The sequence below is a fragment of the Lutaonella thermophila genome, from assembly GCF_055387725.1.
This window is the reverse complement of the sequence record NZ_AP043783.1, coordinates 880365-898088: the sequence shown is the minus strand read 5'-3', so window position 1 is coordinate 898088 and position 17724 is coordinate 880365. Positions and strand designations below refer to the sequence as shown.

19 protein-coding genes are annotated in these 17724 nt (G+C 34.8%); 9 read left to right on the top strand and 10 right to left on the bottom strand.

Annotated features, from left to right (window positions below):
* Positions 1 to 68: 68 nt before the first annotated feature.
* Positions 69 to 2882, bottom strand: coding sequence for a leucine--tRNA ligase (gene leuS / locus ACZ5CF_RS04080; RefSeq protein ID WP_464580557.1), 2814 nt, complete (start codon positions 2880 to 2882; stop codon positions 69 to 71).
* A 74-nt stretch (positions 2883 to 2956) separates the two neighbouring features.
* Positions 2957 to 3892 carry a ketopantoate reductase family protein gene (locus ACZ5CF_RS04075; protein ID WP_464580555.1) on the bottom strand — a complete coding sequence of 312 codons (936 nt, stop codon included), beginning with the start codon at positions 3890 to 3892 and terminating at the stop codon, positions 2957 to 2959.
* Positions 3893 to 3989: 97 nt separating this feature from the next.
* Between ACZ5CF_RS04075 and ACZ5CF_RS04070 the strand changes: the two genes are divergently transcribed.
* Genes ACZ5CF_RS04070 through ACZ5CF_RS04050 form a run of 5 tightly spaced genes read left to right on the top strand, consistent with a single transcriptional unit; the run spans position 3990 to position 7422 of the window.
* A complete protein-coding gene (locus ACZ5CF_RS04070; protein WP_464580553.1) occupies positions 3990 to 4868 on the top strand; it encodes a cell division protein FtsX in 879 nt (292 codons plus the stop codon).
* Between the two features lie 10 nt (positions 4869 to 4878).
* Positions 4879 to 5139: a DUF3098 domain-containing protein gene (locus ACZ5CF_RS04065; RefSeq protein ID WP_464580551.1), complete on the top strand. Its 261-nt coding sequence runs from the start codon at positions 4879 to 4881 to the stop codon at positions 5137 to 5139.
* A gap of 8 nt (positions 5140 to 5147) precedes the next feature.
* Positions 5148 to 5942 (top strand): undecaprenyl-diphosphate phosphatase, encoded by a 795-nt coding sequence (locus tag ACZ5CF_RS04060; protein ID WP_464580549.1) that lies wholly within the window; start codon positions 5148 to 5150, stop codon positions 5940 to 5942.
* Positions 5942 to 6631, top strand: coding sequence for a tRNA pseudouridine(55) synthase TruB (truB, locus tag ACZ5CF_RS04055; protein ID WP_464580548.1), 690 nt, complete (start codon positions 5942 to 5944; stop codon positions 6629 to 6631). Before ACZ5CF_RS04060 ends, truB begins: the two co-directional genes overlap by 1 nt.
* 50 nt (positions 6632 to 6681) lie before the next feature.
* Entirely contained in the window at positions 6682 to 7422 is a 741-nt protein-coding gene (locus ACZ5CF_RS04050) for a hypothetical protein (RefSeq protein ID WP_464580547.1), read from the top strand.
* Here the strand turns inward: ACZ5CF_RS04050 and ACZ5CF_RS04045 are convergent.
* On the bottom strand, positions 7405 to 8016 hold the full coding sequence (locus ACZ5CF_RS04045) for a thioredoxin family protein (RefSeq protein WP_464580545.1): 612 nt from the start codon (positions 8014 to 8016) through the stop codon (positions 7405 to 7407). The genes ACZ5CF_RS04050 and ACZ5CF_RS04045 overlap by 18 nt on opposite strands.
* An 89-nt stretch (positions 8017 to 8105) precedes the next feature.
* On the opposite strand from ACZ5CF_RS04045, the gene ACZ5CF_RS04040 reads away from it, so the two are divergent.
* Complete coding sequence (locus ACZ5CF_RS04040) at positions 8106 to 8687, top strand: DNA-3-methyladenine glycosylase I (RefSeq protein ID WP_464580543.1); 582 nt, start codon at positions 8106 to 8108, stop codon at positions 8685 to 8687.
* Between the two features lie 5 nt (positions 8688 to 8692).
* Here the strand turns inward: ACZ5CF_RS04040 and aat are convergent, their stop codons facing one another.
* The 4 genes from aat to ACZ5CF_RS04020 form a co-directional block, all read right to left on the bottom strand.
* Positions 8693 to 9325: a leucyl/phenylalanyl-tRNA--protein transferase gene (gene aat / locus ACZ5CF_RS04035; protein WP_464580542.1), complete on the bottom strand. Its 633-nt coding sequence runs from the start codon at positions 9323 to 9325 to the stop codon at positions 8693 to 8695.
* A gap of 192 nt (positions 9326 to 9517) precedes the next feature.
* Entirely contained in the window at positions 9518 to 10894 is a 1377-nt protein-coding gene (locus ACZ5CF_RS04030) for a short-chain fatty acid transporter (protein ID WP_464580540.1), read from the bottom strand.
* A gap of 75 nt (positions 10895 to 10969) precedes the next feature.
* A complete protein-coding gene (locus tag ACZ5CF_RS04025) occupies positions 10970 to 11353 on the bottom strand; it encodes a DUF3127 domain-containing protein (protein ID WP_464580538.1) in 384 nt (127 codons plus the stop codon).
* Positions 11354 to 11363: 10 nt separating this feature from the next.
* Entirely contained in the window at positions 11364 to 12236 is an 873-nt protein-coding gene (locus ACZ5CF_RS04020; RefSeq protein ID WP_464580536.1) for a flavin reductase family protein, read from the bottom strand.
* Positions 12237 to 12352: 116 nt separating this feature from the next.
* On the opposite strand from ACZ5CF_RS04020, the gene ACZ5CF_RS04015 reads away from it, so the two are divergent.
* Positions 12353 to 13510 (top strand): sensor histidine kinase, encoded by a 1158-nt coding sequence (locus ACZ5CF_RS04015; RefSeq protein ID WP_464580534.1) that lies wholly within the window; start codon positions 12353 to 12355, stop codon positions 13508 to 13510.
* 24 nt (positions 13511 to 13534) lie between these two features.
* Positions 13535 to 13888 (top strand): hypothetical protein, encoded by a 354-nt coding sequence (locus ACZ5CF_RS04010; RefSeq protein ID WP_464580533.1) that lies wholly within the window; start codon positions 13535 to 13537, stop codon positions 13886 to 13888.
* Here the strand turns inward: ACZ5CF_RS04010 and ACZ5CF_RS04005 are convergent.
* Positions 13881 to 14273, bottom strand: a complete 393-nt coding sequence (locus tag ACZ5CF_RS04005; protein ID WP_464580532.1) for an HIT family protein — start codon at positions 14271 to 14273, stop codon at positions 13881 to 13883. The genes ACZ5CF_RS04010 and ACZ5CF_RS04005 overlap by 8 nt on opposite strands.
* A gap of 99 nt (positions 14274 to 14372) precedes the next feature.
* Positions 14373 to 14849, bottom strand: coding sequence for a transcription elongation factor GreA (gene greA / locus ACZ5CF_RS04000; RefSeq protein ID WP_464580530.1), 477 nt, complete (start codon positions 14847 to 14849; stop codon positions 14373 to 14375).
* A gap of 111 nt (positions 14850 to 14960) precedes the next feature.
* Between greA and ACZ5CF_RS03995 the strand changes: the two genes are divergently transcribed.
* On the top strand, positions 14961 to 15401 hold the full coding sequence (locus ACZ5CF_RS03995) for a hypothetical protein (protein WP_464580529.1): 441 nt from the start codon (positions 14961 to 14963) through the stop codon (positions 15399 to 15401).
* Here ACZ5CF_RS03995 and ACZ5CF_RS03990 read toward each other — a convergent pair.
* On the bottom strand, positions 15398 to 17572 hold the full coding sequence (locus ACZ5CF_RS03990; protein ID WP_464580527.1) for a TonB-dependent receptor: 2175 nt from the start codon (positions 17570 to 17572) through the stop codon (positions 15398 to 15400). The two genes, ACZ5CF_RS03995 and ACZ5CF_RS03990, sit on opposite strands and share 4 nt — an antisense overlap.
* Positions 17573 to 17724: the final 152 nt, after the last annotated feature.

Here is a 17724-nt window from a genome sequence, read left to right as displayed (position 1 = left end):
ACCTCGCCATTTTAACGAGGTTTTTGCATTTATGAATTTTTGTCAGTTTTCTTGATTGTAGTATTTATTTACCCAACAATGTTTATAATTTTTCCGGGTACAATAATTACCTTTTTAGGAGTTCTGCCTTGCAATTGAGCTTGAGTTTTCTCGTGGCTCATAACTGCTTTTTCTATATCTTCTTTACTCATATCAAGCGGCAACTCCATTTTAAAACGTACTTTGCCATTAAAAGAAACCGGATATTCTTTACTGCTCTCTACCAAGTACTTCTCTTCAAACTCAGGGAATGGAGCATAAGCAATACTCTCTGCATGACCTAGTTGATGCCAGAGTTCTTCGGCTATGTGTGGCGCATACGGAGAAATAATAATAGCTAAAGGCTCTAAAATGCTTCTTGATGTACATTTTTGAGCTGTTAGCTCGTTAACACAAATCATAAAAGTAGAGACCGATGTATTAAATGAAAAATTATCTATGTCTTCTACAACCTTTTTTATGGTTTTGTGCAGTGTTTTAAGATTCTCTTTTGTAGGCTCTGTATTGGTAACTTTTAAACCGTTATCATCAAAATACAGTTTCCAGAGTTTTTTTAAGAATGAGTGTACTCCGGTTATTCCGGCAGTATTCCAAGGTTTTGCTTGTTCTAAAGGCCCTAAAAACATCTCGTACAAACGTAAGGTATCTGCCCCGTATTGCTCACAAATATCATCTGGATTTACTACATTGTACTTAGATTTTGACATTTTTTCTACTTCCCTATCGGCAATTAACTTACCGTCTTCAAGCAGAAACTCAGCATCTTTAAATTGAGGTTGCCATTTTCTTAATTCATCTACATCAACCTCATCTGAAGCATTTAATAAATTTACATCTACTCGAAGTGGTTCAACACTATGTTTTTCTTTTAATCCTTTAGAGACAATCTTATTGGTACCAGAAACTCTGTAAACAATAGCACTTGTCCCCAGAATCATTCCTTGATTTATGAGTTTTTTTGCAAACTCATCTACCGGCACCCATCCTCTATCAAACATAAATTTTTGCCAAAATCTGGCATATAGCAAGTGTCCTGTAGCATGCTCGCTACCACCTATATACAAATCTACATCACGCCAATATTCTAATGCTTCTTTAGATGCAAATTCATTGGCATTATTTGCATCCATATAACGATTAAAATACCAAGAACTACCTGCCCAGCCAGGCATAGTGTTAAGTTCTAACGGGAAAATAGTTTTGTGGTCTATTTTAGTGTTACTTACTACTTTATTATTTACAGTATCCCACGCCCAATTTGTTGCATTGCCCAGTGGAGGCTCTCCGGTTTCGGTTGGGAGGTATTTTTCTACCTCAGGCAATGTTATTGGCAAATGCTCTGGTGCAATCATTTGTGGCATGCCGTCTACATAATACACCGGGAATGGCTCTCCCCAATAGCGTTGTCTGCTAAAAACTGCATCGCGTAAACGATAGTTTGTTTTTCCGGTTCCTTGGCCTATTTCTTCGAGTTTTTCTATAACTTTTTTTGTGGCCTCCTCATAATTAAGCCCGTTTAAAAAATCACTATTAGCAATTATGGTGTTTTCTTTATCGGCAAAAGCTTCTTGGCTAATATCTATACCTTCAAAAATATTAGGTATTTCTAATCCAAAATGTTTAGCAAAGTCATAATCACGTTGGTCTCCGCATGGTACAGCCATAACAGCTCCAGTACCATAGCTTGCCAACACATAGTCTCCAATCCAGATTGGTATTTTCTTTTTAGTAAACGGATGTATGGCATATGCACCCGTAAACACTCCCGAAATAGTTTTTACATCTGCCATGCGCTCACGCTCACTACGTTTGGCTGTAGCTTCTACGTAGTTTTTTACTTCTTCTTCTTGCTCTTTGGTTGTTATTTTAGCAACCAACTCATGTTCAGGGGCTAAGGTCATAAAACTAACCCCAAAAATTGTGTCGGGTCTGGTAGTGAAAACCTCTATAAAATCATTAAATCCATCTACTTTAAAAGTTACTGTTGCTCCTTTTGATTTTCCTATCCAGTTACGTTGAATTTCTTTTAACGGCTCAGGCCAATCTATTTTTTCTAAATCATTTAGTAAACGCTCTGCATATGCAGAAATACGCATGCTCCATTGCAACATTTTTTTTCTAACCACCGGATGCCCTCCACGTTCTGAGACCCCGTTTACAATCTCATCGTTTGCCAAAACAGTACCTAGAGCCGGACACCAGTTTACTTCTGTCTCTGCTAAATATGTAAGCCTGTATTTAAGTAATATTTCTTGTTGCTTTTTGCTCGTAAAGGCTTTCCATTGCTGAGCTGTGAATAACGGAGTGTCTTCATCACAAGCTGCCTCAATTTCTGTGTTTCCATTAGCTTCGAAAGCTGCAATAAGCGTATCTATACTTTCTGCCTTGTCTGTTTTTTTATTGTACCAAGAGTTAAAAAGCTGGATAAAAATCCACTGCGTCCATTTGTAATAATCCGGATTTGAAGTACGAACTTCTCGAGACCAATCAAAACTAAACCCAATTTTATCTAATTGCTCACGATAACGTTTAATGTTTTGTTGGGTTGTAATAGCCGGATGCTGACCTGTTTGTATTGCATATTGTTCTGCCGGAAGCCCAAAGCTATCATATCCCATTGGGTGTAGCACATTATATCCTTGATGTCTTTTAAAGCGTGCATAAATATCGCTGGCAATATATCCTAGCGGATGTCCTACATGCAGTCCTGCACCGGAAGGGTACGGAAACATGTCTAACACATAATATTTAGGTTTGTTAGATGCGTTACTGGCTTTAAACGTTTGATTTTTTGCCCAGTATTCTTGCCATTTGGCCTCAATTTCATTGAAATTGTACTTCATTGCTCTTTTTTTCTTGAAGGGGCAAAAATACGGTTATTGAACGAAAGATTAAAACTTGGTTGTTTTATACTTTACTACACTTTGTTTTTTGATCGAGCTAATTGTTCCATGGGGCGTAAACAATGATAAATAAAAGCATTAACGGGTGTTTTCACTCCGAGTTTTTCTCCTTGAGCAACAATGTAACCATTAAAATTATCAAGTTCAGAAGGTTTCCCTTGCATAATATCGCGTTGCATAGATGCAGTAGCGCCTTCTGCTAAACTGTCTATAACTTCTAAAACCATATTTACAGCAGCCTCCGGTAGCGGAATTTGCTTTGCGTTAGCAACAGCAATAATCTCAAGTGCCGTTTGTTTTAATAATTCTCTTATGTTGTTATCTTTTCTAAAGGTAGAAATTGGGACTCTTGTAAGTGCTCCCATTCCACTTACTGTAGTAATAAATAAGAATTTTTTCCAGATATCTACTTGGATAGCATCAGAGATGGTACATTTAACCCCGGCAGTATCAAAAAGGTTTTTAATCTGTTTTACTCTATCTGTAATTTTATTGTTAAGCTCTCCCAAAACAATTTCGGGTTCATAGGCTTTGTGGTTTATAACTCCCGGGGCTTCTACAAAACTTATTATTTTACACAACCCTCCTAAAACATGCTCTTTACCAACAACCTGGGCTAACTTGTCTGCATTATCTGCTCCGTTTTGCAATGGCAAAATAACAGTTTCTTTATGCATAACCGGCAATAACATTTTGGCAACATCTTGCACTTGCCATGATTTTACTGCTAAGATTATTAAATCTACCTTATTTACATCGGTAATATTATTAGTTACTTGCACAGGTTTTATTGTAAAATCTCCCTTATAGCTTTTAACGGTAAGACCCTTGTTTTTTAAAGCCTCTAAATGTGTCCCTCTGGCAATAAATGTTGTATTACAACCGACTTTAGCCAGCATACCACCAAAATATCCGCCCACGCCACCCGTACCAAAAACAAGTGTTTTCATAATTAATAAAGTATTATAAATTTTTTAAATGGGGTATTAAATTTACTTTATTACTTTTACAGTGTTACAAAAATCCCTTTAAAAACTAAAAAACTTTATGAGCAAAGCTTTTGATCGTTACCAAAAACGCCGGTTAATTTCGTCATATTTTTCGGTAGCTTTAAGTATTGCATTGGTATTGTTTTTATTGGGAATGCTTGCTTTGTTAATAATTAATACTAAAAAGCTAACAGACCATTTTAAAGAACAAGTTACAATTACAGTATTTTTAAAAGATAATGCCAAGCAGGTAGAGATAGATCAGCTTCAAAAAAGCTTGGCTTTAGCAGAGTACACTAAATCTGCACAATTTGTATCTAAAGAAGATGCAGCCGAAGCGCATAGTAAAGAAATTGGTGAAGATTTTTTAACATTCTTAGGGCACAATCCGCTTCAAAACTCAATAGATGTTCAGCTAAAAGCTCCTTATGTGTTACCGGACAGCTTAAGCAAAATAGCGTCTGATATAGCCTCGAGAGATTATGTTGATGAAGTATCTTATGATAACGTATTAATTGATTTGTTAGCTGAAAATGTAAAGCGTATTAGCGCATGGATGCTTATTGCAAGTGGCATTTTCACCATAATAGCTGTTTTGCTTATAAACAACTCAATACGCCTATCTATCTATTCTAAACGTTTTATAATTAAAACTATGCAAATGGTAGGCGCAACCAAACAATTTATAAGAAAGCCTTTTATTTGGCAGAATGTTAAATTAGGTATGGTGGGTGCTATACTTGCTATAATAGGTATGGGTGTTATGCTCTACTATTTAGACCGGCTTTATCCGGAGTTAAATATTATTCAAGACCCATTACTTTTAAGTGCGGTGTTTGGTGGAGTGCTTGTACTCGGAATTGTAATTTCTGCTGTAAGCACCTATTTTGCTACGCAACGTTTTTTAAATTTGCGTACAGACGATTTGTACTATTAAAAATGAATTCATGAAAAAGCAAAAAGAACCTCAAAACAATAAAAACAACACCAATTTTATTTTTGGTAAAAAAAACTACCAATTTATGTTTATTGGTTTACTTTTTATTACTGTCGGATTTATTTTAATGAGTGGTGGTGGTAGTAACAATCCTGAGGTTTTTAATCCTGAAATCTACAATTTTAGAAGAATTAGGTTAGCACCTACATTAGTTTTAATAGGTTTTGCCATACAAGTGTATGCCATTTTGTTAAACCCTAACAAAAAATAACATTCCTGATGGATATAATAGATGCAATAGTTTTAGGTATTATTCAGGGGCTCACAGAATTCTTGCCTGTATCTTCTAGTGGGCATTTAGAGCTTGGCAAAGCTATTTTAGGAGATAAAATGGTTCCGCAAGAAAGCTTGCTTTTTACAATTGTACTCCACTTTGCAACTGCTGTTAGTACTCTGGTAGTTTTCAGAAAAGAAGTAATCGAAATTGTTTGCGGACTTTTAAAGTTTTCTTGGAACGAAGAAACAGCTTTTTCTGTTAAAATAATTCTATCAATGCTTCCGGCTGTATTTATTGGTCATTTTTTTGAAACACAATTAGAGACTCTTTTTGTAGAAAACATCCAGCTGGTAGGTTTCATGCTAATTATCACAGCACTTTTATTGTTTTTGGCAGATAAAGCCAAAAAAACCCAAAAACATGTAAGTTATAACAACGCTTTTATTATTGGCATTGCCCAAGCTATAGCAATGGTTCCGGGTATTTCTAGAAGCGGTGCAACTATATCGGCCTCTGTGCTTTTAGGTATAGATAAAACCAAAGCTGCCCGTTTCTCGTTTTTAATGGTAGTGCCTTTAATATTTGGTAGTATTGCTAAGCACCTTTTACAAGGTAATATCTCTTTTAAGAGTGAAGCGATTACACCCTTAGCCATTGGTTTTGTTGCAGCATTCTTATCTGGTTTAATTGCTTGCACATGGATGATTAAACTGGTAAGAAACAGTAAACTATCTTATTTTGCTGTGTATTGCTTGATTGTAGGGATTGGAGCCATTATTTTTTCCTTTTTATCGTAATGTATACACAAGCAAGCATACAAGAGGGGCAAATTTTATTGATTGATAAGCCGTTAACTTGGTCATCATTTCAAGCAGTAAACAAAATAAAGTGGGCAATCAAAAAAAAATACAACTTAAAAAAAATTAAAGTTGGGCATGCCGGAACTTTAGATCCCTTAGCAACCGGATTGCTTTTAATTTGTACAGGTAAATTCACAAAAAAAATTCCTCAATTACAAGGTCAATTAAAAGAGTACACCGGCACTTTTACACTTGGTGCAACTACACCATCATATGATTTAGAAACAGAGGTTAACAACACGTATCCGATAAATCATATCACGCCAGAACTACTAAACAAGACTGCTACAGCGTTTTTAGGAGAAATTAATCAATACCCTCCCATATTTTCTGCCATAAAAAAAGACGGAAAAAGATTGTATGAGCTTGCCAGAGAAGGCAAAACTACAGCAATAGAGCCCAGAAAAGTAACTATACACGAATTTACATTAACACGGGTTTCACTTCCCGAAGTAGATTTTAAAGTGGTTTGCAGTAAAGGTACTTATATTAGGTCTTTAGCAAATGATTTTGGTAAAGCATTAAATTCTGGTGCTTATTTATCGGCTCTTAGAAGAACCAAAATAGGCGATTATAACGTAGATAATGCTATTGCGCCCGACAATTTTGCAAGTTTACTAACGTAATTTTAAGTTAGTTTTAAAAAATATTTCCTGAAAAATTCGTTTATTAAAGTATGAACTTGAATCTTAATAACAAGCAATTATCATTACTAATTACTACTATGCTTATGATGCTGGTAGTGTTGTTGCTTATTAACATTCATTTAGCTGCCGGTGCTGAAGACGAATATTTATACGAAATAAGTCTTGAAGAAGAAGATATTGAAGAGCTTTTGCAAGAAAAAGAAGCTTTAGAGCAAGAACTTGCTGCACAACAAAAAATAAAAACACACATGGCTTTTAACCAAGCTGCTAAAAATAAATTTACAGACGACGAGCCTTTTAAAACACTCGATGAGCTTATGCAAGAAGCTCAAAACAACGATAGCAATGAGGCTGAAGATTTAAACGATGACAGTGGTAATAATCCTTCTGCAGAGGGTTATGCTTTAGATAAATACAAAGAACGGTTACAACAACTAAAGGCATCGAGAGGAGATAACAAAACTCAAGAATTACTACAAAATAATACAGCAAACAGTAACACCTCGGTATCTTATTCTCTAGTGAACAGAAGTCATATACAGCTTCCAAGCCCTATATATACATGCTTAGTATCCGGAAAGGTTGTTGTAAATATTGTTGTAGATGCCAATGGTTTTGTGGTAGAAGCAACATTTAACGAGGCTAGTTCTAACACCACAAACGGCTGTTTAATAGATAACGCGATAGCTTACGCACTTAAAGCAAAATTTAACAAGGGCTCCAAACCTCAGCAATTAGGGACAATTACCTATTTATTCCAAGGAAAGTAGTTGTAATAAATCATTTACAGTGCTCTCTCCCTTATCTTTATTGTACCAAATTTGAAGATCTTGTTTAAACTCTGGGGTTAAGGCCCCGTGTTGAGCTTTAAATTCTTTTACCATTTTGGTTGCTACGCTGGGTCTTGGTCCCCAAGTATCTATAATCTCTTGAGACTCATCATCAATCATTATTAACTTAGGAATTGCTCGGCTTCCATTGGTTAAAAAAGCATCCATTAAATCAGGATGTTCGTCTCTTAATACAATTTTTAAAGAGATGTTTTCATTTAAACTCGCTACTTTATTTATAACTGGTAACGTTTGTGCAGCATCACCACACCAACCTTCTGCAATTACCAACCAAGTAACTTTTTTAGAATACGATTTTATTTTATTTGCCGCATCTTCAGGTATTTTAATTGTTTTATCTAACCTGTGCATGCGTCTATCGTTTAATTTAGAGTAATCTAATAATGATTGTGTTTGTTCCGGCCCGGTAGATTTTCCTTCTTCTAACAACTTAGATACCAACAACCTATACTCATTATAGGTCATGGCTTTTTTTATACTATTAGCTATAATGTGCTGTACTGTAATTTCCATATTTCAAAAGTAGTGGCTATATTCTCTTTTAGAAATGACATTAGTCAAGTTTTTGCAAAAAACTTACTAACTTCCTTAAAAATTAAACTATGAGTAAAAAAAGATGTGGTTGGTGTGAAGGAGATCCTATTTATGAAGCGTATCACGATACAGAATGGGGCGTTCCGGTGTATGATGATGATACCCTTTTTGAGTTTTTAGTTTTAGAAACTTTCCAGGCTGGATTAAGTTGGATAACTATTTTAAAGAAACGTGAGAATTTTAGAGCAGCTTTAGATGATTTTAATTATTTGAAAATTGCCAATTATAATGACAAAAAGATAAATGAATTACTTAGCAACCCCGGTATTATTAGAAATAAGCTTAAAATAAAAGCCACCGTAACCAATGCTCAGGCATTTATAAAAGTGCAAAAAGAATTTGGTAGTTTTAGTAACTACATCTGGAAATTTACAAATGGGCAACCTATACAAAATGCTATTAAAAATTATAAAGATGCTCCGGCTAACACAAAATTGTCTGATACCATTAGTGCCGATTTAAAAAAACGAGGCTTTAAGTTTGTAGGTTCTACCGTAGTTTATGCTCATATGCAAGCTACAGGAATGGTTAATGATCACGAAATAAGTTGTTTTAGATATAAACAAGTGCAGCAATTGGCTAAAAAGTAATTGTGTTAGCGCAAATAAGACAAGAAAACCTCCCTAGGTATTTCTTCTGCTCCAAAGCTAGCTAAATGCTGAGTGTAAATTTGACAATCTATAAGTTTATATTTTTCTTGTTTTAGTTTATTTACTAAAGCAACAAAACCAACTTTACTGGCATTAGACACTTTACTAAACATACTTTCACCACAAAAAACACTTCCAATATTAACCCCGTAAAGTCCACCAACCAATTCATTGTCTTTCCATACCTCAACAGATTTTGCATATCCTAAATCATTTAGTTTGCAGTAAGCTTCAATCATTTGTTGTGTTATCCAGGTGCCTTTTTGCCCTTTGCGTTTAATAGTTGCACAGCTTTTTATTACTTCTTTAAAATTTGTATTAAACGTTACTGTAAAGTATTCTTTTTTTAAAAAAGATTTTAAACTCTTAGAAATTTTAAGTTTATCGGGAAATAGTACCATTCTCGGATCAGGACTCCACCAAAGTATGGGAGAACCTTCTTCAAACCAAGGGAAAATACCACTTTTATAAGCTAAAATTAGGCGTTCTACAGATAAGTCTCCTCCAATGGCAACTATACCTTCAGGAGAAGCTGTTTCTACGGGAGGAAAAACAATATCTTTAGTTAAAAAAACCATTATGGGTTAATATAATTATCAATTAATCTTATAAATCTGTTAAAAAAACGGTTTTTTCTTTGAGAATCTAATATTTTTCTGCAACTTTGTTAATGCCTTTATAGCAAAATTTTTCATCATTGCTTTTTGAGTTCGCTATAAAGGTGAAACCTAAAACCACAACATTAAAAGTCCTTTTTTAAAGGACTTTTTTTATATTAATAACAATCCTACTAAAAAAACAATAGTTCCTACCAGCATTGCTAATAAGGTATAAGGCAAAATTTCTTTGGCTTTAAGTTTTGTAATTCCTAAAAGCGGAAGCGCCCAAAAAGGTTGTAGCATATTGGTTATTTGGTCTCCATAAGCTAAGGCCATAATAGCTTTAGGTAAAGGAACTCCAAGTTGTAAAGCACTTTCAACTACTATTGGCCCCTGTACTGCCCATTGCCCACCTCCGCTGGGCACAAAAATATTTACCAACCCGGCGCTAAAAAATGTAAAAATAGGAAGTGTGGTTGCAGTAGCTACTTCAGAAAAAAACGAAGATATCTCTTGTATTAAACCACTACTACTCATAACTCCCATTATACCAAAATATAACGGAAATTGAATTAAAATGCCCGAAGTTCCTTTTATAGCTTCTTCTAAAGCTTTTAAAAAATGTTTAAAACTCCCGTGTAATAGTATTGCTACTCCAAACATAAAAAGGTTTAACATGTTTGGTGTAATTGTTAAGGTAGTTATTAAGTTGGTGTATTGTGCAAAAAATGCCATCAAAATTAGTCCCCCAAATAAAAGAGTAGCAATTTTAGAGGTTTCTAACTTCTCTGCTCCTTTAGCCCTATCTGATTTTATAACACCTATTTTATAGGTTTTTAGCCTTACGGGTTTAACAGAAACTTTTTTACCAAGCCAATAAAACATGCCTGGAACAAGCAGTAACAGTACTGCAAACAGCAGCAAATTCCAACTACTAAGTACAGTAGTACTTGTTGCAATACTCTCAGGAAGTTTATTTAATACCTCTGGCGTAGAAACCCCTTGCATTAAAGCTTTTAAGTGATTGCCTTCTGCAACTTTTAACGGAGCAGACCCACTAATTCCGCCATGCCACACCATAAGTCCAACATATCCGCTGGCACCAATAAGCGGGTAGTTTATAGCTGTGTTTTTTGCTTGCGCGTACTCGGCAACTTTTCTGGCAAAAATAGCTCCGAAAATTAACCCTAAACCCCAATTAAAAAAAGACACTAACATAGTTGTTGCACTAACTAGCGCAGCAGCATTAGCAGTATTTGTTACAAACCTCAGTATTTTATCTATAAGTTGTGTAACAGGGGCCGAAAGTACCAACACATGCCCCAAAACCAAAATAAGCATCATTTGGTAAGCAAAAACCAACAACGCATTATCCCAAACACCTTTTTCCCAATACGTTAAAATGGATATTAAATGATTTTGATTAGTTGCAGAATCTGTAAAAAAATAGGCTATTATTATGGTTAAAAAAGTTAGTAAAACTGCTATAGTAAAAGGTGATGGTAGATATTTTTTAAACAACGTCTCAATAGCAGTTGTAAGTTTCATGAGCTTAGTTTTGTGGTGAAATTACAAAAAAGCAAAAAAAAGAGGCTTAAAAGCCTCTCTCTTGTATTGTTTGTTTTAAAATGGTAAATCGTCGTAGTCTTCTTCGTTTAGCTCGTTAGCAGGCTCAAAAGCATCGTCCGGAGCTATAGGTGGTATATCATTGGTTGTTTCTTCTGGTGCAGGAGCTAATACCTCTACTCGCCATCCTTGAATAGAATTAAAGTATTTTACTTCTCCTTGCGGGCTTACCCACTCTCTTCCTCTTAAGTTTATACTAACTTTTACTTGTTGTCCAACCGTTAAGCCATCTAACAAACTACATTTATCTTGAACAAACTCTATTAATAAATGTTGCGGATATTGTTCTTGCGTTGTAATTACTAACTCTCGTTTTTGAAATCCTCTATCGTTTACAGCTTTAGTTTCTCCGATTACTTTAATTATTCCTTGTACCTCCATAAATTATTATTTATTTAGCTAAAAGCACTTTCCAGGCAGAAAGTACATCATTATTATTTAAAAATTCTTTTGCTTTTTTATGTTGTTGCTCTACATCGTCTGCGCTTAACACTGCTTTAATCTCTAAAGAGTTGTTTACAAACGCTGCAATTTCATCGGGAGTTGGTAACTTTTCTACATTACCAAGCATTCCTAAATCGTTTCCGGTAAGCACTTTGCTTAATCTAATATGCTCCGGTATTGCATCTACACCAATTCCAAGGGTAGAGAGTGGTTTAGGAACTTCGAACATGCCTTGATTTGCTCTAGAGTACCAATTGCCACCCATTCTGCTAACCAAGTCTATTTTATGCTGGTCTATACTACCATCATCGGTTAAAACCTCTTTGTTTATGTGTAGCAAAAGTACTTCGCAAATAATTAAATTCCCGGCGCCTCCCTCTTTTCCTAAAGAAACAACATTATTTACTTTACACTCAAATTGTACGGGTGATTCTTTTACTCTAAATGGCGCAACTTTCTCTGACGGTAACATGGTTAATCCGGACTTAACAAACTCATTAACGCCTTCAGGATACTCTGTGCTGGCTAAAGACATTTGCTGCACCATATTATAATTTACCACATTAATTACAACTTCTTTAGTAGCTAAAGCGTTCTCTAAGGTATGTTTAGTGGTATTGTTACGTACCCGACGAGCAGGCGAAAAAATCATAATAGGCGGATTGGCACTAAAAACGTTAAAAAAGCTAAAGGGCGCTAAATTTGGTGTGCCATCTTTAGCAATAGTGCTGGCAAAGGCTATAGGCCTTGGTGCTACTGAGCCTAACAAATATGAATGTAATTTTCCTGTAGAAAGTTGATCGGGACTAAAAGAAATCATCGTACTCATACGTTACAAATGTACATAAATTGACAGGCATAAAAAACGTATATATAAATCAAAATTGCAGTATATTTTAACAATTGCAGTATATTTAAACTTGAAATTACCATTGCATGGTGTTTACAACCCAACGAAATACATCGAAATTTTTACTGGTACTGGCATCTTTTATTGTTGTAGCCCTTATTTTGTGGAATACCTATAAGTTTTTTACCATTTTTAAAGAAGAGGAACGTCGTAAAATGGAAACTTGGGCTACTGCCCAAGCAGAGCTTATACAAACCGAAGATTTAAACAGAAGTTTGGGCGAATTGCCTTTAACAGTATTAAGAAACAATGTAACTACCCCCATGATTGTTGTAAACAATGATGGCTCTATAAATGGTATAAATAATATAGACGACCCCCGAATTGCAGATGATGCCTACGTGCAAAAACTTATTAAAAAATTTAAGTCAGAAAACAATCCTATAGAAATTACTTTTAGAGGAGAAAAGCTTGCCACGCTCTACTACGGTAACTCTGAAGTTTTAAACAAGCTTAAATACTATCCAATAGCATTATTGCTTATTATTTTCTTGTTTGGCGCTGTAATTTTCTTTTTCTACCGTGCTTCAAGAATTTCTGAACAAAACAAGCTATGGGCCGGTATGGCCAAAGAAACGGCTCACCAAATTGGCACACCTCTATCTTCTTTATTGGGTTGGAACGAACTTTTAAAGGCAGAAAAATTGCATCATAGCATTACAGATGAAATAGAAAAGGATATTTCGCGTTTACAAACCATAACAGAACGTTTTTCTAAAATAGGTTCTGTACCAACTTTAGAGCGACATAATATAGTGTTAGAAACACAAAAGGCTTTTGATTACTTAAAATCTAGAAGTTCTAAATTGGTAGAGTTTAACTTTTTTTCTTCGCAAGAAGAAGTTTGGGTTATGCTAAATCCCAGTTTATATAATTGGAGTATAGAAAACCTTGTAAAGAATGCTATAGATGCGATGAAAGGAAGAGGGAATGTACGTATAGATATTAATTTAGAGTATAATTACGTTAATGTATTAATAAAAGATAACGGAAGTGGCATTCCTAAAGCCAACTTAAACAAGATTTTTGAGCCTGGTTTTACCACCAAGAAAAGAGGTTGGGGTTTAGGATTATCGCTCGTGAAAAGAATAATAGAAGATTATCATAACGGAAAAATTAGAGTGCTTTCGTCATCAAGAGAAGAAGGTACCATAATGCAAATTTCATTAAAAGTACTTTCATAGTATTGTTGCCCTAAACCTAAAACTATGTCTAAAGAAACTTTAATTGCTATAAAAAAAGCTACGCTTACCAATAATTGCCCGGAGTGTTTTAATAACAGTCTAACACTCACTTTTTACCAAAAACAAAAAGAAGATGCTTTAGTTAAGCGTTTAACCAAAGAAGTAAGTAATAAAGTAACTTGTAATACATGCAACTCTACCATTTACCCGGTTAAATGGACCGATGATATTGAGCGTGTTGTAGATTATTATAACAAACTGGTAACCCCTAAAAGAAGCTCTATAGCTTTTACCAGTATGTTTTACATTCTCACCTTAACTGCAATTGCTATTTTAATTGCTGTTTTTGCTTATTTACGCTACGCAGAAATTATTTAAAATTTTCTTGAATAGCCTGAGCTAGCTCGGCAAATTCATTAGAAGTTAAAGATACTTTATGCTGAAAAGTCATGTCTTTCATTTGGTTTATAGGAATTAAATGAACGTGTACATGCGGAACCTCTAACCCTACAACAGCCATCCCAACTCTGCTACAAGAAACTGTTTTTTCTAACGCTTTAGCAACCCTCCGCGAAAAAGCCATAAGGTTTAAATATGTAGTTTCATCTAAATCAAAAATCTTATCTACTTCTTGTTTAGGAATACAAAGTGTATGTCCTTTGGCGTTGGGGTTTATATCTAAAAAAGCTAAAAAATCTTCTGTTTCTGCAACTTTATAACAGGGTATTTCTCCGTTTACAATTTTTGTAAAAATACTTGCCATGACTTTGTTAATTAATGATTATGAGCTGTTTTAAAATTACAATAAAAACAAAAAATCCTTCACCAATAGGCAAAGGATTTTTTTGGTTGTTGAATAAAATTAATCTCTTGTTATTTCTAATATTTCAAATTTTAATTTTCCGTTAGGCACCTCAATTTCAGCAATATCTCCAACTTCTTTTCCTAATAATCCTTTACCAATAGGAGAACTTACAGAAATCTTTCCGCTTTTTAAATCGGCTTCACTTTCTGCTACTAACGTATATTTCATTTCCATGCCATTGGCAAGATTTTTAATTTTAACTGTAGAAAGCACCAGCACTTTAGAGGTATCTAACTGGCTTTCATCTATAATTCTTGCGTTAGCAATTACTTCTTCTAGTTTAGATATTTTCATTTCAAGCAGCCCCTGTGCCTCTTTTGCTGCATCGTACTCTGCATTTTCAGATAAATCACCCTTATCGCGGGCTTCTGCAATAGCTTGCGATGCTTTTGGACGCTCTACATCTTTTAAATAATTAAGCTCGTCTTTAAGCTTTTTTAATCCCTCTGCAGTATAATATGATACTTTGCTCATAACTTCATGGTTTATAAATAGAAAAAATCCCCTACTACCAGAGGATTTAACACAAATATACAAATTTTTAATCAACTTGGTTTTATAGTATATTGCACAAAAATTATCAACATGAAAAAAATTGGCATTTTAATAATGCTTTTTGGGGGTATAATTGCTTGTAGTGATGATGGTGTAGAACGAAATCCCTATTTACAGGAAACTAATTTTAGGTTCGAAATTAATTTAAACCTTCCTTTATACAGTAGTTTAGCTACTCCCGGCAACTCTATTTATATAGGCAATGACGGGGTTGGTATTAAAGGTGTTTTTGTTACCAATACCGGTAGCGGATATGTTGCTTTTGAAGCCAGTTGCCCCAATCACTCACCTAATAGCTGCTCTACCATGAAAAAAATAAACGGAACAAGCTGTAAATGCGATTGCGAAGAATACGAATATAGTCTCTTTTCGGGTGAGTTTTTAGGTGAGTCTGATGATGGAGAGCGCAAATATAGTATGTTAAATTACCGAACCACCACTGTGGGCAGTTCGGTAATTATTAGCAATTAAAAATTGAGCACAGCTCCTAACAAAAAGTTTCTGGTAGCTTGAGGGTAATACCCTGCACCTTCTATAGTTTGTACACTTCCGGGGTTAGACCAAGTATCATCATATGTATAAAAATATCCGTTAGACACGTACTTGGTGTTAAAAACATTATTTACCAATGCTTGTAGCGTTATTTGTTTTATAAAAGAGTTTACCGGAATGTTGTAAACAACATTTAAATCGGTTATAAAGTAAGCATCTAATTTTGAGCTTTCCGCATCTATGTTCCCCATGTATTGTTCAGAAACATACTTACTTAATACAGAAAACTGTAGGTTTTGTTTTGGCAAATAACTAATAATGTTAGATGCTACAACATTTGGTGAATACGCAATATTTGTGTTTCCTAAGTTTTGTAAAACTCCGTCTCGTTGAAAATAGTAATCTACATTTTTGTTAGTACTAATGGCTATATTGGGCTGCCATTGTAACTTTTTACTAATTCTTACATTAGCGTCTATTTCTAACCCAAGTCTGTAACTATCTCCTACATTTTCTCTTAAAGGCGCCCCTACATCATTAAGTTCTCCTGTGAGTACTAATTGATTTTGATAACGCATATAGTAAGCATTTGTGTTTAGCGTTATTTTGGGCGAAATATAACGCCACCCCAATTCAAAATCATTTAATTGTTCGGGTTTAGGATTACCATTTTCATAATCATTTCTGTTAGGTTCTCTATTGGCTCTGGCATAAGAAAAATACAGTTTGTGGTTTGTGTTTAGTTGATAGGTAACTCCGGCTTTAGGGTTAAAAAAGTTAAAGGTATCATTTACCAGTCCGGTATCTTCTCCGTTGGCTTTATAGGTTACCCTTCTAAACTGTGCATCAGCAAAAAGAGTCCATTTATTATTAAGTGAAAAAACCGATTTTATATATGAGTTGAAATCTGTTTTCTCTGAAGAATCATCGTAATATCTATCTCTAATTTGGCTGTTAGATGCATAACGAGCCCAAATAATTTCGCCAAAATGATCTCCATGATACTCATTGTAAGCACCACCTAAAACAACCTCTAAGTCTGATTTTTTATAGGTAGCAGAAAACGTAGTTCCGTAAAAATCATTGTCTAACCATCTTCTTCTAATTAAATCTGTCTCATTTATGGTTTCGCCTCCTAAAGTTACAGGCTCCAAACCGTAGTCTGCAAAAGCTTGATCTTCTTTATATTGCTCAAAATACCCCCTACCATAGGTATAGTGTAGCGCAAAATTGGTGCTCCAATTGGTGCTCCATTGCTCGTTCCAGTGTAATTGTGCGTGGTCTTGTTTGTAATTATCAATTTCGTTATCATAAAATTGTGTAACCCCATTTTCATCTGTGTATATTCCTGCAGGATTAAATGTTCTGTTAACGGCCAAAGTTTCTGCATCTATACCAAACCAGGCTTGATAAGTTATTTCGTGCCCTCCAAAAACCAAGGCTTTTATTAAGGTATTGTTTTTAGCATATGCTCCTTGCAAGAAATACGATTTTAAGTCTGACGAAGCTCTATCTATATAACCATCTGAAGCTATTGCAGAAAGTCTTCCAGAAAACTCTATTGTATTGTTTAATTTTCCTGAACTAAATTTTAAAGTATGCTTTCTGGTGTTATAACTGCCAAATGAATTAGCAATTTCTGCATATGCATTTTCACTAATGGCATCTGTTAAAATATTTAAACTTGCGCCAAAAGCACCCGAACCGTTGGTTGATGTCCCAACGCCACGTTGCAACTGTATACTCTCTGTAGACGACGCAAAATCAGGTAAATTAACCCAAAATGTACCGTGAGATTCTGCATCGTTATAAGGAATTCCGTTTATGGTAACGTTTACACGTGTGGCATCACTACCTCGCACTCTAATACCGGTATATCCTACTCCGGCACCGGCATCTGAAGTTGTAACTACGCCCGGCAAAAAGTTTAGTAAAATAGGAATGTCTTGTCCTAAGTTTCTTTTACTAATTTCTTGCTTTTTTACATTAGAAAAAGTAACCGGAACATTGTTTTTAACTCTGATTGATGAGACTAAAACCTCATCTAACGTTACGGTTTTGCTCAATACAGAATCTGTTTCTTTTTCTTGAGCATAACATACGTTTGTTGCCAACAGTAAAAAGATGGCTTTTGCAAATAATGTTTTCATTCGTAATTTTTTTTACGAATAAAAGGGGCCATTATTCTTATGGTTAAACAGCTTTTTAATTATAGATGCCTCCCAACAGCATCTGGTATGTTCCTAAACAGCATTACCTGTTCAAGGTTCAATGGGTATGATCTCAGCTCGTAATTTAGAGC